The 14726-nt window shown below is 41.9% G+C and carries 15 protein-coding genes; 11 read left to right on the forward strand and 4 right to left on the reverse strand.

What is annotated here, in order from left to right; genetic code table 11:
- The first annotated feature begins 15 nt into the window (after nucleotides 1–15).
- From IGK61_RS02570 to IGK61_RS02600, 7 genes are all read left to right on the forward strand, one after another.
- Nucleotides 16–1491 (forward strand): helix-turn-helix domain-containing protein, encoded by a 1476-nt coding sequence (locus tag IGK61_RS02570; RefSeq protein ID WP_074536608.1) that lies wholly within the window; start codon nucleotides 16–18, stop codon nucleotides 1489–1491.
- Nucleotides 1492–1865: 374 nt separating this feature from the next.
- Complete coding sequence (locus tag IGK61_RS02575; RefSeq protein ID WP_074536607.1) at nucleotides 1866–6446, forward strand: hypothetical protein; 4581 nt, start codon at nucleotides 1866–1868, stop codon at nucleotides 6444–6446.
- 39 nt (nucleotides 6447–6485) lie between these two features.
- Complete coding sequence (locus IGK61_RS02580) at nucleotides 6486–7004, forward strand: hypothetical protein (protein WP_074536606.1); 519 nt, start codon at nucleotides 6486–6488, stop codon at nucleotides 7002–7004.
- Nucleotides 7005–7029: 25 nt separating this feature from the next.
- Nucleotides 7030–7593 carry a hypothetical protein gene (locus tag IGK61_RS02585; RefSeq protein WP_074536605.1) on the forward strand — a complete coding sequence of 188 codons (564 nt, stop codon included), beginning with the start codon at nucleotides 7030–7032 and terminating at the stop codon, nucleotides 7591–7593.
- A gap of 34 nt (nucleotides 7594–7627) precedes the next feature.
- Nucleotides 7628–7957, forward strand: coding sequence for an LPXTG cell wall anchor domain-containing protein (locus IGK61_RS02590; protein ID WP_016609681.1), 330 nt, complete (start codon nucleotides 7628–7630; stop codon nucleotides 7955–7957).
- 172 nt (nucleotides 7958–8129) lie between these two features.
- Entirely contained in the window at nucleotides 8130–8525 is a 396-nt protein-coding gene (locus IGK61_RS02595) for a hypothetical protein (RefSeq protein WP_074536604.1), read from the forward strand.
- Between the two features lie 124 nt (nucleotides 8526–8649).
- Nucleotides 8650–8997 (forward strand): DUF7006 family protein, encoded by a 348-nt coding sequence (locus tag IGK61_RS02600; protein WP_015508957.1) that lies wholly within the window; start codon nucleotides 8650–8652, stop codon nucleotides 8995–8997.
- 371 nt (nucleotides 8998–9368) lie between these two features.
- On the opposite strand, the gene IGK61_RS02605 is transcribed toward IGK61_RS02600, so the two are convergent.
- On the reverse strand, nucleotides 9369–10112 hold the full coding sequence (locus IGK61_RS02605) for an EAL domain-containing protein (RefSeq protein WP_010748787.1): 744 nt from the start codon (nucleotides 10110–10112) through the stop codon (nucleotides 9369–9371).
- A 134-nt stretch (nucleotides 10113–10246) separates the two neighbouring features.
- Here IGK61_RS02605 and IGK61_RS02610 point away from each other — a divergent pair, with 134 nt between their 5' ends.
- The 3 genes from IGK61_RS02610 to IGK61_RS02620 all read left to right on the forward strand — a co-directional run bounded on the left by IGK61_RS02610 (nucleotide 10247) and on the right by IGK61_RS02620 (nucleotide 12738).
- Nucleotides 10247–11371 carry a GGDEF domain-containing protein gene (locus IGK61_RS02610; RefSeq protein WP_228074223.1) on the forward strand — a complete coding sequence of 375 codons (1125 nt, stop codon included), beginning with the start codon at nucleotides 10247–10249 and terminating at the stop codon, nucleotides 11369–11371.
- A gap of 448 nt (nucleotides 11372–11819) precedes the next feature.
- Entirely contained in the window at nucleotides 11820–12137 is a 318-nt protein-coding gene (locus IGK61_RS02615) for a hypothetical protein (RefSeq protein ID WP_074536603.1), read from the forward strand.
- A gap of 58 nt (nucleotides 12138–12195) precedes the next feature.
- A complete protein-coding gene (locus IGK61_RS02620) occupies nucleotides 12196–12738 on the forward strand; it encodes a DUF3267 domain-containing protein (protein WP_074536602.1) in 543 nt (180 codons plus the stop codon).
- Nucleotides 12739–12931: 193 nt separating this feature from the next.
- Here IGK61_RS02620 and IGK61_RS02625 read toward each other — a convergent pair whose 3' ends face one another.
- The 3 genes from IGK61_RS02625 to IGK61_RS02635 are packed head-to-tail and all read right to left on the reverse strand — an operon-like array spanning nucleotide 12932 to nucleotide 14178.
- Complete coding sequence (locus IGK61_RS02625; RefSeq protein ID WP_005232083.1) at nucleotides 12932–13351, reverse strand: DUF2000 domain-containing protein; 420 nt, start codon at nucleotides 13349–13351, stop codon at nucleotides 12932–12934.
- Nucleotides 13344–13832, reverse strand: a complete 489-nt coding sequence (locus tag IGK61_RS02630; protein ID WP_254777470.1) for a helix-turn-helix domain-containing protein — start codon at nucleotides 13830–13832, stop codon at nucleotides 13344–13346. Before IGK61_RS02630 ends, IGK61_RS02625 begins: the two co-directional genes overlap by 8 nt.
- Before the next feature lie 43 nt (nucleotides 13833–13875).
- On the reverse strand, nucleotides 13876–14178 hold the full coding sequence (locus IGK61_RS02635; protein ID WP_240934952.1) for an AraC family ligand binding domain-containing protein: 303 nt from the start codon (nucleotides 14176–14178) through the stop codon (nucleotides 13876–13878).
- Between the two features lie 367 nt (nucleotides 14179–14545).
- Between IGK61_RS02635 and IGK61_RS02640 the strand changes: the two genes are divergently transcribed.
- On the forward strand, nucleotides 14546–14650 hold the full coding sequence (locus IGK61_RS02640; protein WP_017144486.1) for a putative holin-like toxin: 105 nt from the start codon (nucleotides 14546–14548) through the stop codon (nucleotides 14648–14650).
- Nucleotides 14651–14726 lie beyond the last annotated feature (76 nt).

Genomic DNA, 14726 nt, shown 5'->3' on the forward strand with positions numbered 1-14726 from the left:
AAAGGAGTGGGATGAATGAGAGAGTTGCAATTGGCCTTCATTAGCAACCGTACGACCGCGCGCTTGTTTCGGCTGCTGAGTACGATTGAGCGAGACCGTGTGTTCACGATTGGCGACTTAGCAGAGCGCAATCAGGTGACGCAACGAACGATTGCCAATGATATCAAATACATGAAAGAATATTTTGGGGACAGTATTGCCCTCGTTTCGGGCAATAGCGGGTTTGTTTTCGAAGAGAAAAAGCCAGCAGACTATCAAAAAAGAAAGCAAAGCTTGTTAAAAAATGAATGCTTATTTGAAATTATCGGGAATATTTTTCATGGCAAACTATCTAAGGTGGATGAGCTGGCACATCATTATCATTTTTCAGAGAGTACTTTTCGGCGTCTACTCAATCAGCGAAACCCTATTTTAAAAAGCTATGGCTTGCAGTGGGCATCTAATCCCTTAACGATTGAAGGAAGCGAAGCCAACTTGCGTAAGTTTTTCAAAGATTTTTATTACGAAGGTGTGGAAACGATCTATACGTTGGTTCCAGATCAAGCCTTGCATGACTTGATCTTAGGTCAATTGGAGGACAAGTTCGGCTATTATGAAATCGGGTCTGGGGCGACTCCCGCAGCGTTTTACTACACGTTTTATATTGCCATCAAGCGTGCGAGCCTCGGCTATCGTATCACTGTGCCGAAGGAACTCGTTAGACAGGCGTATAAAGGGAACAGTTTTTCCAAGCTCTACGCACTGAAGGAAGGCATTGAAAAAATCTATCAGGTTCAGCTGCCCAAAGAAGAATTCGCTTGGATCTACTTAGTCACCTTGTGCAAGCGAACCTTGGATCAAGAAGAACGAGAGGAAAAGTTCTACCAACAATTTCATCAAGGCAAAGCCATCACAACTGTGACGGACTTGTTTCTTCAAAACCATGAGGTGCCCCAAGTACAAGCCAAAACGGTTGCGACATTTTTACGTTCTTTCTTTTTATCGAGAAAAATTAACCATGCGATTGCGCCGGTTTTGAACAAGGAAATGGATGATATCAAAGAGGTGATCATGCGTTCCAACAGCGAGAGTTACCAAAAGAACTTACAATTTCTTAAGGAGCAGAGCAAAAAACTCTCTTTGTCTACTGCCTACTTAGAAGACATCTGTGTCAGTTTAACGATTTATAGCGAGCTGATTTTCGATTATTATGCACCAGCAAAATCCATTTATTTCCTCTTAGAAGGGGATCATTTTGTGTGCCAGCATATCCAAACAAGAGCGATCCAGCGATTTGGCAGAAAGCATAAATTGACGTTTGTTCAACTGCAATATTTAACAAAACATACGCTTCATGCTGCCCATATCGATTTGATCGTGACCAATTACAATCGCTACCTCGTTGATTATAAAGTCAAAACAGATTACTTATTGTTAAAATCTCTCCCGGATGATCGCGATTGGGAACACCTCGAAAGGAAAATAAATCCCTATCAAAAACCGCTCTTCTAAACCAATTGCTGTGCTGTTCTCGCGTTTAAATAGGTATGTTATTTATTCATCTATTTCAGGTGTTTATGAAAATAATGATTTTCCTTTGAGAAACGAGCACGCTATTCTTAGTTTAGTAAGGAACACGCGTGTCATACTTACAAATAATTTGTCCCAATAACCTTCGTTTTTAAGAATCCAGAACTCGTATGTAGTTATTATTTTATGAAAACTTAATCTAACAACTTTCTCCAGACATTTGATTCATCAAAATGTCTTTTTTTGTCGTTCCCTCAAAAACGAAGAATATTGAGACAGCTTTGCGTGAAAAAGCAAGGAGCTATTCCCTAGTTTTCAGCTTTCTTAACGCAACAAAGACTTGAAGAAAGGAGGATATGATGAAATTACTTACATTGTTTTCGGCCGTATTACTACTGAGCAGCACGGGCGTCAACACGACGATGGCGTTCCAGCAAGTTGCTTATGCAGAAACAGAGTCACTTTCTGAAGGGACGCAACAATCTTCTGGGGAGGAAACCAATAATTCTGCTGATCAATCGGAAACGCAAGAGTCAACCGAGCAAAGCAGCGAGGAACAAACAACCTCTTCGGAAGCCACCGATGATTCAACGATCGCTAGCCAAGAAGAAGTAGAAGAAACTGAAGCACTGCCCGAAGCAGAAACGCCAGACAGCTCAGAAGATGAAGAGGAGCCAGAATCTGAAAACGAGCAAGTCGAAGGGTTCGATGCAGAAGCTGCAACCATCCCACTGACTGTAGCAAGTGAGGCGCAATTGCGGGCAATTTTACTTGGGGAACCCTTCACCGATGAAGAGGGCACGGAGTATCGTTACGAAGAAATCGCCAATGAGCAATCGCTAGTGCTTACTTTTGCCAGCAACTTGGCATTAACTGAGCCAATCAGTGGGATCCAACGGACGCACGTTACCTTTCGTAGTCAAGAAACACCTGTGATCGTTTCACAGACGGCAGCCGAGAACCTGATGCAGTTTGCAGCACCTGTTCAACTGACTTGGCAAGGGGTGCAGCAACAAGGCATCCAGTCAGCGCAAGGGCTGGCTCAAACAACTGGGGCATCAACGATCACTTTTGAAGATACCCAACTGGAGCTGACCACTACCGCAGGACGCGTGGTGAATAACAACCAAGCACAACTTCATTTCAAAGGAACCAATGTGGTGACGACAGCGACGTCTTCCATTCCAACCTTGTTCACGGCGGAAAGGCTTTTGGTTGAAGGGCAATTGACGATCAATCATCGCTCCTCAAATGCCACACCGATTTTTGAAATGAACCAAGTAGCAGTCGCTAGCCAAGCTGAAATTTCTGTCACTCGCAGTACCAACAGCAATACTGGCACCGTCTTTCACATGACGGGTACCGCAGCAAGCCTTGATTTTGGTCAAGGAAGTGTGACCACGATTCGCCAATCTGGTGCAATGGTCTCCTTGCCAAATGCCAATCAAGACAGCCGATTGACGTTAGCTACAGGGGCAACTCTGGACGTCGGCACAGGACAAGGGCTTTCTGGGAACTCCACCAGTACGTTAGGAGAGATACGGTTACAAGCAGGTAGTCAGTTAAAGCTATCTGAGTATGGAACAGTCAGTACGACACCCGCCATCAATGTCGGACGCCGCTTCATCGTTGAAAATAGTACCGCAGACCAACCTACCATCATTGAAGGAACGCGGACGGGCACAACGACCGAGGCATTTATTCAACTTCGAAGTGCGAATTCTGCCATCGATTTGGGGGAGCACACACAAACCAAGATCTCGCAGCATGGACCGATGTTTACAGGTGTGGCGAGTTCCACGATCGTGATCCAAGACCACGTGAAAATGAACAATCAGCATAGCAACGGATTTAATGGCAATATAGCCGTCGACAGTATTTCGATTGGTGATCAGGTGGAAATAGCCATCAGTGAACCTAGTAATGCTACTGTTGGTCAAGCGTATCGTACCTTTTTCGCAACGTCTTCGGTTCAAATCGGCAGTCATACAACAATTGACGTACCGAGAACGCGAACGACCTCTTCAGCAAGTACATCGAATGTCGTCATCGGTTTAGCATCGAGCAACGGAAAAATCACCATTGGTGACTATTCAGAAATAGCTGTGAATCAGCGTGGGGCGTTCGTCAACGCAAGCTTGGCTCAGGTAACTTTAGGGAAATACGCGAAACTTACTGGTGTGTTAGGTCATGGCTTCACCGCTGGAACGATGGTCGATCAATTTGAGCTGCTTGAAGGGGCTGAAATCACGATTGCTGAACATTCAACGAGTGCAGCAGCCAATGCGTTTTCCGTGCAACGACGCTTCTTTCTAGGAGAAAAAGCGACGATCAACTATTCTCGCACGTCATCGGCCGCCAATCCTTTCATTGCATTGGGTTCAACGTCGGCGGCATCCCAATTTCTATCAGAAGCAAATGCAACTATCACCCTTAATCAAGTAGGACCATTGGTTACTGGTCGCAGCACAACAGATATCTATATTGGTGAAGCAAATACGATCAGCCTACAAACCGCACAAGGCTTTACCGGCGGTACCTCATCTGCTGCTTCTTCAACCATTCGCAGGTTGCATGTGGGCGATCACTCTGAAATCACCGTTTCTGGACGAAGCAATGCAAATGTTGATTTTTTCCGCTTTAGAGAAGAAATCAAACTTGGACGTGAAGCGAAAGTAACGGTCAATCATACTACACGACAAGCAGCACGAGCGGTCTTTCGTTTAACCTTGGCGAACTCGAAATTTACGATGGAAGAAGCAAGTAAAGTCGAAGTTGATACGGGGGGACGATTTTTACAAGGCGTCGGAACGACGGATCTGCTATTTGGCGAAAATTCCTATACGAGAATCAACGCAGCGAGGGGAATGACAGGAAACACCACTGTTCGTTCCGTTACGCTGGGACAACATGCTGAAGTTCATTTGACAGAGCCAACAACGACGGCGATTCAAAATTCAGCTACAAGTCAAAATTACGCCAGAATCCGAGTGTCACAAAGAGTGGAATTGCAAGACAATGCCACCATGACGTCAAGAAGAGATCGAACGACTTCAGATTCCCGCTTTATATGGTTGACGGCTAGTAATTCATTTGTTTGGATTGGCAAAGGAGCTACCCTTGACGTGGATCAATCTGGAGGAATCTTTAGAGTCACGACTTCCTCTAATTTCATTCTCAATGATGACGCGACCTTTAAAGGGGTTGCGAGAGGATTAAATACGCAAGCGGGAGGGAATGCCTCAAGCAATCATTCGAATTCATTTGCGAACATCATGGTAGGGGCCAGAGCTAATTTTTTCATGACTGATAATCGAACAGGCATGGGGACATCAGCAGAATTTATCAATCGACCACTAGTCAATGTCCGTAATTCATTTTCCGCAGAAGAAGACGCTACGGTTGTATTAGAAACCATAAGAAATAAATCTGAAGTTCTTTATTTCAGACTAGCCAATGCACGATTGAATATAAACAATGTGAATTTGTTTGAAATTAGTCACCCTACGACAAGAACTGGTCAAGCCAATGCGCAATTGCAGCGTTTGATCCGCTCCGCACAAAATACGGTTGCGAATGGTTTGCGAATCAATGTGGCGAGTCAAAAACTATCAGTTTGGGAAAATGCTTCTTTAGAGGCACCAACGGAAGAATTTATCAATATTTCAGGAACGATGCGAATCAATCGAAATGGTGGCAATACCTTCCCCTATGGAGGCACAGGAAATGGCGAAGCACGTTCCAGATTGCTGAGTGGCGAACAATTCGATGGTTCCTTAGAAAGTCTTGAAACACAAACAGATATTTATCAAGTGATTGCGAAAAATAATTACAATAAAATTCGTTTTTCAGAACCAGAAGGCCTCGTTGCCCGAATTGATGCATTGAGTGATCAGTCGACTGAAATCACTGGTTCTATGTACGAGGATACCGATATCACAGTGATCTCCTATACCAATACTGACGGAGAACTCGTCGAATTAGACAAAAACTCTGAACGAATCGAATGGGGCGACTATCGTGATGAAAATCAGCTGTATCGCTATTTCCGTATTCCACTAAGAGAAAATGAACGATTGGAAACCGAGACAGAAGTGTCGATTTTCTTATCAAAACCGTCGATTGAGACCTATGTCGATGTCACAGCTCGTCAAACCGTCATCAAAGGGGTAAACCTTGAAGCGTACAATATCACCTTAGATCGTTATAAGATCAACGAGTTACCTACAAAAGAGGCATTGGATGCTTTGATCCTTCAAGAAAGTCGTGCGCAAGCCGCAAACGTCTTGACGGAAGCGGATATGACGGATGACTTTCGCATCGTAGAAACGGATCTTACACGAGAAGTGGACGAAGACGGCAGCTACTTTGCTGTTCTTGAGGTGGGGAATAAAGCCTACCAGATGGCTATCGGTATCGATGTGACATCGAAACTGGAGCATATGCGAGTGACGATCCCAACCAAAATGGTCTTCGAATCCTTGTACAATACAGCGGAATCGAATCGTAATTTTGAAAGCCAAACGTATGAGATCCGCAATCAATCGCCACTTGCCGTGGATACCTACGTCAATCAACTGGCGATCGATGATAGTGCCAGTATTGTCTTATTAGAAGCGGGAGAAGATCCTCTCGACTATGCCGAAAGTGAAAGCGAAGAAGAAGACCCAACCCTGACCTATGACGATATCTCAACCCCGCTGTTGCGATTGAATCTAAAAACGGAAGAAACACAGATCCAACTCTATGAAGCGATGGAGGAACAACACTTGGTTCGCCTAGAAGAAAGAAGCCGCGTGCCGATTTCCTTAACGGGGGACTTCTATGGAGACTATCCCCAATGGATCGTTGATACAGAAGCCGACCAAGGTGGGTACTATGAAGACTTGCTCGTACCGAAGTATCGCATCGTCTTACGCTTTGTCCCACGAGATTAAAGAAAAAAGATCGTACCAAACGTGAAGGAGGTGAATCCATTGGAGCAAACGAATCAAATCGAAACGAAGGATCGACGGAAATGGATCTTGTGGTTGTTGCTGTTGCTAGTACTTATCGGTGGGATCGGGTACTACTTTTACCAATCAAAAGCAGCAGTCCCTTTGATCAGTGCCGACCTGTTGCCAGAATCTGGCGATGCCACCGATCAGCGGGTTTCTGAACGGGCGCAGGAAATTGCAGATGCGAATTATTTCACCCTGCAAATCAATCCAGAAGCCATTTTTGAAGATGGTCAAAGCACGGGATCCATCGAGATCGTTAATCCAGGCACCAATGTGTACCCAATCGCCGTGGACATCTCTTTACTGTCGAGCGGGGAAGTCATCTATTCTTCCGGTGCGATCTATCCAAATCAATTTGTTGAAAATGTCGCCTTGGCGACACCATTGGCAAAAGGCGAGTATCCTGCCAAAGCCACCATCAATATTTACGACCCTGAAAGCAAAGAAAAACAAGGGGTCACTGAAGCTGAATTAACGATTATCGTTAAGAATTAAAAAAAGGAAAAGTGAGGAAATAAAAATGAAAAAATTTGTAGCAGCTATTCTAAGTACAGCAACGATCGCAGGAGTAATCGCAAGCGGCACCACCGCTTTTGCGACACAAACCATTGACGGACGTGAAGGCGATACGTCAGGAGATGTCCAAGTAAACGGGATCATCGGATCATTCGATAACACAACCCCTGGACCAAATCCCGACGATTTGAACCAATGGATCAATGTGACGATTCCAACGACTGCTTTGTTCTATACGACAGAAGAGTCAAGCCACAAAGAGATCGTTTCACCTAGCTACACTGTGACAAATAACTCAGCAGTTGGTGTAATCGCTTCTGTTGCGGGTGTCGATACACCATTGAATATGGATGAAGTAGACTTGTTAAACGTAAATGGTATCGAGTTGTTTGAAAATGGCACACCAACCGTAGCAGAAACAGAATTATTTACCCTTGAAGGCAACCAAGGTACGAATGAAGGCACGTTTGCGTTCACTGGTGAAGCAACACCGACCGATGCATCAGAAGAATCAAATCCAAGTTTCAAATTGGTCTTGAGCTTTGCGCCGGATGTAGAGGAAGACTAAGAATTGAAATCCCAGTAAAGAAGGGATCTATCGTATGAAAAAACGAAAACGAATCGTTCTTTTCGTCGCTGTGTTACTGACTCTGACTGTCTGGGATCTATCGGAAACCAGCGTCGCAGAGGCGACGACAGGGCAAGTCTCTGTGACCGGTCGAATCGGTGAAACGGTGACGCAAGAGGAAGAAGCAGACGATGACAATAAGAAAACGATCGTAGCAGATGGTTCTCAAATCGGACAAGGAAAATTACCACAAACAGGTTCATCAAACACAAGCAGTTTGATCATTCTTGGGTATACACTCCTAGTACTGTTTGTCGTCGCAGTAACAAGAAAAAAGAAACACGGTGAAAGCGTCGCTCCTTAACTATAGGCATCGCTAGAAGCGTATAGGAGAAACTGTGGGGAAAACTTGCAGTTTCTCTTTTTTTGATGAAAGATTTAACAAAAAATGGACCAAAAGAAGAAACAGTACTTAGTGATACCACAAACGCTGTATAAGTGAGGTCAGTGATAGCTTTGAAAGAAGGATACAGAAGATGAAAATCAAGAAAGAAGCGTTTGAAAGAACCATCATAAATAGTGAATACATCGGGTACTATACCCATCTGCTGAGTGCAGATACTTGCCCATATCATCAAGGAAAACAACTCGATACCATGCGTTACTTACTAGAAAACGATCGTATAGAAGAAATAAAAACCAATGCTCGCTATTTATTTCCATTACGTAAATATAAATTACCCAGCAACCTGCAAAAAGAGTATCAATTATTAGAAGAATGTGTCTCCTTTATCTCAAGCTTAAACACCCATCTGCTGATTCCTCAAGCAGCCATTGAGCAAAGTCTGTCAATCAAGGCAGAAAATGGAGCAAAAGATCAAAAAGAGCATTACAAGCAGTTGGTCAGAGGATTGCTGGATATTCTGCATTGACGCCTGTACCTGGGTGATTTTTCAGCAGCTAGAAAAAATAGTGAATGAATAACTAGAAGAACAAGCTGAGCTTTAGGAAGAAAATAACGGGGCTTGTTCCCCTCAAAGAAAGGAGTAAAAAAGCATGACGGTATTTACTTCAAAAACAGAATACCTTGATGGATTTCAAAAGAAATTTGCGGAGTCACACCGCGCCAATGGCGATTTAGCGGCGTATGTTGAAAAGCAATTGGCACTCCTTGATGAATTGGTAGCAGCCATTTCACCAGAAACATTTTGGGCGATCACCCCAGATATTTTGGGCATCGACGCCAAACTGGTCTTAGTCACAGAAATGATGCGATTCGACGATTTTTCCGACAATGAGATCATTCGAATCGTTGAAAATGATTACCGCTTTTATCTAAAAGAACTGTGTGGTTACAATCTAGGAACAAAAGCGAAACATTCTCTGGTTTTCAATGTGAGATGAATCAAAGAGGGAATGGTAGGCATCACTTCTAGCAAGACGAGTAGGTAAGAAGTGATGACTATTTTTAATACTTTTGCAATTAGGGAAGGTGAGCGATTGAAATAGAAGGGGTGTATCGAAAAAAGAGTGAATAGACAAAAAGCATTCAGGAATTGACTTCTTGAATGCTTTTTGTCTATTCACCTATCAAAAAAAGGTCTTTTCTTTGATTTCTACTTTCTCTCATGTGAAATCACCGTTTAAACGATGCCGAATCAGCAAAAATTCTGCAAATAAAATTATTTGTGTTATATTTGAAGGGCATCTGTTCATTTTTTTAATAATCGTTTATTTTTGATCGCGTATAATGAGAAAAATAAACGACGCGAGGACTATTTTTTTCGCTTTAATTGATCAGCTGGGGCAGGTTTGTCCAAATAAAACCCTTGTTGAAGAAAAATCTCTTCTTCAAGCAGGTACTCATGGATATCCGAGGTTTCGACCCCTTCGACAATAAATTGGATTTTACGATTGCTGGCGATATTTCGCCAGAAGTCGATCAAAAAGAAAATCTCTTTTTGGGACAGCACTCGCAACGAGATAGGCGAAAACTTGATCACATCGATTTTATCCAGCATCGGTGCAATATTTGTCAGTGAATGAATGCCTGTCCCTACATCATCCAATGCGACAGAGAAGCGCATCTTTTTTATTTGGTTGATTTTGTTCATAAGAAAGGACTTGGGATCACAAGCGATAGAAGGTTCTGTATCGTCTTCGGTGATCTCAATCAAAATACGATCATGGTAGGGAGCTAAATCAGCTAACATCAAAAAGGTTTCTGGGTAGCTGAGTTGTTGCGGGTGGATATTGAGACTGATTTTTGTTTCTTCGTTCGGATGAAGCAAGCTGAAAATTTCATTTCGATACCACTGCAGTAAACGAGTATGTAATTTTTTGTATTTGATCACTTGCTGGAAGAAGGAAAGGGGAAACCTATTTCTTTCGGTACTTCTCAATAATAATTCGTAGCCAATCACTTTCTGACTATCTGCTTTCATTTGAAAGATAGGCTGGGCATCAAAATATAATTGGGGAAATATCGATAAGAGTTCTTGTTCTATTTTCTCAGACATTGGTTTCTGCTCCTTTCTGGGGTCGCTTTATTTTTGGTTTCATGAAGTGCAGGAAAAAAGCTTATTTCGTGCGCTGCATCGTTAAAGAATCGAGCCTTTCAAAATCATGGGCGAACGATTTTAAAGAAAAATCTATGAAAGAAAGAAGGAGTAGTGTGTTTGTCCATCTGATTTATGCTGCGATCTATTCTGTGTTAGTCGTGAGCTTGCTCATTTCGTATGATTTGTTTATCAAGAACTTCAAAGAATTGAATTTACGCCTGTCGTTTAAAATTCTTATTGGTATTGTTTTGTTTATTTCGCAAGTCTACTTTATTATATCATTTTCTTTGAACAGTATCGGTTATGTTGCGTATGAATATACGATTCCAATCTTTATTTATTATTTTGGCATTCTCAAAGAAAAAATCTATCTGGTTGGGTTAGTACCCGTCATTTTGCTGACCTTTTTTGCATTGATCAATAAATTTGAATGGGAAGCCATGCTCTTTATTATCGGATTAAATTACATCATTTTAATCGTTACGGGCTTATTAAAGAAAAGATTTTATGGACAACCAAATCACACGGCATTTTACCTATTTTCGATTTTCGTTACGGTTGTCTCGCCGATGCTCAACGCCTTGCTTTTTTATCGCCGCGAAATTAGCGTTTGGGATGTAGTGTCTTTAGGCATTGGATCTGTGGGGATCGTTTCTTTATGGAAGTATTATTTGCAGAATCAAAAAAATTTCCTGGAAAAAATCAACACAAAAATCATTGAACGCAATTATGATGAGTTGACCAAGGTGAAAAATTTCCGCAGTCTGAACGAGGATATTTCAAAGCTGGCGCTACTTGAGAAGGACCAGCTCGTCGTGGTGATGATGGATTTAGATCATTTTAAGCGCATCAATGATCACCATGGACATCAAATCGGCAATCAAGCCCTATCGTTCTTTTCGGAAAAACTGATGACGTTTCTCTACCAGAAAAGTCCTTCCCATTTAGTCGAAGTCTATCGATATGGCGGCGAAGAATTTTTAGTCCTATTTAAAGAGAATACTTCTGATGCTGTGAAAAAAATTATTGAAGAATTCCATTTGTTTTTAAGCAATGAACAGTTGAAATTAGAAACCGCCCAACTGACCCTTTACTTTTCGGCAGGGATTTCAGAAGCAGCCTCTGCGTTAGACATTTCAGAAACCTTTTACCAAGCAGATCAAGCATTGTACGAAGCCAAAAGGAAGGGCAGAAACCGCACGATTATTTTTTCTTGAGACGTTTGCTTTTCTAAAGAAGGTTTCGCAGTCTTTTCTCAAGTAGATCAGGTGTTGTAAAAAACCAAAAGGAAAGACAAGGTCGTATGATTTTTTTAGACGAATGCTTTTCAGAAGAAATTTTAATAAAGAGACAAGGTTCGCAGGCTTCTTTGTCCAGCGTCGTAGCTTTTTCAAAAGGAAGAGAGGAAGCAATCTGGTAAGTATAACGGTTTACCGATTATCTTGAGAGGTTAATTGAAGGGAAAAAACAAGTAGAGTGCTTTTTAAGAAGTGGGAAGAAACCACTTCTTTTTTTGCACCAAGCATTGGGCAGTCGCGCTTGGCAGCATCGACTTGGTTTTCTGGCGTGTTTACAGTCTTTAAAAGCAATGGTATATTTATTTGATAAGTAAATAAAATTATTTTGTACCTGTGCGTAACGATTACTGACTAAGGAGACTTCCCCATGAAACCAATTCGGCGAATACTGTACCAAAGTGTTTTGTACGTAGCTATTCCTTTGATCGTGAGTCTACTGATTGGCTACCTAGCCAAATGCTCACTCCTGATTCCTGCCTCCATTATTTATGGCGTTCTTTTAGTGTTTATGATCCCTTCCGACAGCTTTTTATCAAGCAGCGTGGACTACCAAACGAAAAGCATGAATCCAAGTTTTCGTTTTCCGCCATTAAAGAGAAGGTTTGAAAGTGCGCCAGAGATGATCAATTTCCTCTTCGTTTTAACGGCACTGGTTTTGTGTTTGCTGCTCTTATTGGTTGGGTAAAGGGAATTCATAGAAATCATGTACTAAGAAGAATGACAAAAAGAAGAGGAGAACAGCGATGAAATTACTCAAACAAATCAATTTGATGGATGATAAAAAAACAATAAAGAGATTGAATCTCGCGGCGATTCCTAGTTTTATTTTTTTCTATGTGTTCTTTACACTCTTTGTCTTAGGTGGTCATGGGTCAAATGCTGAAACTTCGTTTATTTTCGATCTTTTGATCTTAATGGTTGCATATTTTATTCTCATCATTATTCATGAATTGATCCATGGTGCCTTCTTCAAGCTTTTTGACCCTAAAGGGAAGGTAAAGTTTGGGTTCAAAAATGGCGTAGCATATGCCACGAGTCCCCATTCCTTTTATTCAAAAGGGAAATTTGCCATCATTTTATTGGCGCCATTCCTTGGCATTTCTGTGGGTCTCTTTCTATTTTATTTATTTGGCTGGTTGACGGTATCTCTTTTTACCTTGATTGCTGCCGCACATGCCGCTGCTTGTGTGGGAGACTTTTACTTTCTTTTTCTGATTGTTAAAGCACCAGCGAACAGTTGTGTAGAAGATACTGAAGTGGGGCTGAATATTTATCAAGGAGAGTAGTTTATTTTTCAATTGATCTTGTCAAAATCAAAGAGCAAGAAAATGTATGCTAGAAAATCTCTTACAAAAAAACAAACACCTCAAAAGTGTTTGTTTTTTTATAGGACTGTTTATAAAAAACGTATATAGCAAGAAGACTGTTCGGCCGACAAAAAGACAACTTGTTTTAAACGACCGTTTTCTTATTAGCGCTTTACCGATACAACGGTAAGCTGCCAGCGACTTTATTGATACTCTTTTTCTTGCCTTTTAAACAAAGACCAAAATAAGCCAGTGTTTCTGTGGGAATCGTCTCAAGCGTCTGGCGGTATTGCTCATAAGAATTGGTGGTCTGAGCAACGTCGGAAAAATCAATGATGGTTACTTCTGGATCTGCTTGTTGACTGATCGATTCACGAATGGTCTGCAACTGTTCCTTGTTCGTTTTTAAGATAGGAATGGGAAAGTTGACAATGCCAAGGTGTTTTCTGCCCGTCGAATCGTAAATATCCTCTCCGATTCCTTCGGGAAACAATTTGCCTAAGGTTGCGCCTAAAATTGCTGCAGTATTTGCAACTAAGCCAATCGGTAATTGTTCATCGATAATCATGACACATTTTTCTTGGTTATTCATACGTTCTCACTCCATCTTCTTGGTAAATTGTTTGGTAAGCTTTCGGGGTGACCCCAATCAAGCTTTTAAAGATACGGGTAAAATGACTTTGGTCACTAAAACCTGTCAGAAAAGCGACTTCTGCAATTGCTTCTTGTGCTTCTAGTCTTTTCTTGGCAGCACTGATGCGCACCGTACTTAAATATTGAAACGGCGACAGCCCATACGCTTTGGTAAACTGCCGAATCAAGACGTACTGATTCATTCCAAGAACGTCACTTAATTCACTCAAGGACAATTTTTCGGCATAATGTTGATCGATATAGGCTTTTGCCGTTGCGGCTTTATTTGACACCGGGTCCGTTTGTTCGTGGGTGAAATCCGCATACTGAACAAGCAGGTCGTGAAGCAGACAAGTAAAGCGTTCTTGCTTTTCAAACTCATCACCGCGATCCGACAGCAGCAGCTGATGAACTGCATGAAATTCCTCTTTTTCTTTCACTTGGCGAATGACCGGTTCAGGAAAGTGGGGCGTCAATTGAGTGTTAAAAATTTTTTTGTACTTGTACCGCCATGTTCTCCGGGGTTAAGTGGATATTACGGTAAACCAGCTTCTCCTCCGTGAGTTGCTGGCAGCGGTGGGCAGCCTTTGGCGGAATCAAAATCAAGTCGCCTGCTTCAACGATATAGCAGGTATTTTGACAGGTGAATTGACGCGTCCCAGCTTCCATCAAGCCAATCACATAATATTCGTGCCAATGGTTAGGAAACTCCTGCTGGATGCCGTTAAATAATAAAGCTTCTACACCAAGGATGCTATCTTGAATGATTTTTCGTTCATTTCTCATCTGCATTCTCCTTTTTGTTACTATAACAAAAGTGGTTTTTGGTGAATAGAATGATATTGACTTTTGACTATTTTTCTTGATGGAAGACACTTGGTTGGGACTGAGAAAAGGGGCTGGAGAAGGTCGGAAAAGAGTGGATCAGGCTTGAAGAGAGAACAGCGGGTTATTTTGACGAATTTATGGAATGAATCACAGCAGATGGACCATGCGCCGTGAAAAAATAATGATAAATCCTTGGCATTTGAAAGTTTTATTGATGGAAGTATGGTACCATTTGACTGCAGTAAAGTTTGTGACGGTGGCTATCTTTGAAAGGTGGTGGTGCTTATGAATGTAAGTACTAACTCTTCAGAAAGGAGAAGCCTTTTTGTCCACAGCGGAAGCAATCGGGCTAATGATCAGTTTTGGTACATTTACCGCCATGCTGATCTTTGGTATCCTAGCCGCAGTGAAAAATGACAAAAAAAAATAACCGTCGACTTTAACAGGGAAACGGTTATCTTTTAAGTTAAAAAACCTGTCGCCGTCTTAAATGGCGCTGCAGAGGG

This window comes from Enterococcus sp. AZ063, assembly GCF_051715045.1.
Lineage (GTDB): Bacteria > Bacillota > Bacilli > Lactobacillales > Enterococcaceae > Enterococcus_D > Enterococcus_D casseliflavus.